The organism is Bacteroides sp. D22 (assembly GCF_000163675.1).
GTDB lineage: Bacteria > Bacteroidota > Bacteroidia > Bacteroidales > Bacteroidaceae > Bacteroides > Bacteroides xylanisolvens.
The window spans coordinates 1-982 of the sequence record NZ_GG774867.1; the positions used below are offsets into that span (position 1 = coordinate 1).

Sequence of the window (982 nt, forward strand, 5' to 3'; positions counted from 1 at the left end):
TACGCAGTTGCCTAAAGGATGGACAACAATCAAAGTTGGTGATGTTGCTATTTATACAAATGGCCGAGCTTTCAAACCTGAAGATTGGATGCATGAGGGGTTGCCCATTATTCGTATTCAGAACTTGAACGATAATAGTGCAAGTTATAACCGAACTCCAAAAACTTACGAATCTAAATATTTAATTCATAATGGTGACTTGCTGTTCGCATGGGCTGCTTCATTAGGAACATATATCTGGAACGGTGGTAAAGCTTGGCTTAATCAACATATATTTAAAGTAGATCCATATCCTTTTGCACAAAAACAATATCTTTACCATGTGTTCAAAGCAATGATTACAGAGTTTTATACTCAAAGTCATGGCTCTGGCATGGTACATATAACCAAAAAACAATTTGAAAATATTAAATTACTACTGCCTCCTTTAGAGGAGCAGAAACGAATAGTTCAAACCTTAGAGCAAATCTCAACTAAATTAGATGTGATAATGGGGAGTTTATAAACTCCCCATTATCACATCTAAAGACATAAATACTTTATTTGCAGCTTCTACAATTCTCTGTTGCTCCTTATAAGGTGGAATTGGTACTTCAATCGCTTTGAATAGTTTCTTGTTCAAGTGAGGAATGGCAGAACCTACCTTATTCTCTCGCAATATTGTCCTATGCAAGTTGATGACTTGTAATACATATTCGGTATTCATATCATAATTGATAGACAACAGCTTAAAAGTGCTACCTTGATAGCCATCAATTGGAGTTCTGAATACTTCACCGGAATTCTCCCCATCTACTAAAATCAAAAGAGAGTTTGCAGCTACATATTTGCCGGAAGTCAAAGTCTTGGCATCACGCTCACCACGCAAATATTTGACATCAAGATTTATTCTTTCTATACCATTTTGCTTTTCACCATCAATCAACGAACATAGCATTTGCATAGGCGCAACAGCCCATCCATCAGGCAACTGCGTATAATG

At 36.6% G+C, this 982-nt stretch carries 2 protein-coding genes; one reads left to right on the plus strand and one right to left on the minus strand.

The annotated features are described in order from the left end of the window. A partial coding sequence (locus tag HMPREF0106_RS00090; protein WP_009041327.1) for a restriction endonuclease subunit S occupies positions 1-505 on the plus strand: 505 nt, incomplete at its 5' end. Here the strand turns inward: HMPREF0106_RS00090 and HMPREF0106_RS00085 are convergent. Further along, the coding region (locus HMPREF0106_RS00085; RefSeq protein ID WP_050427904.1) for a restriction endonuclease subunit S at positions 500-982 on the minus strand (483 nt) is incomplete at its 5' end. The two genes, HMPREF0106_RS00090 and HMPREF0106_RS00085, sit on opposite strands and share 6 nt — an antisense overlap.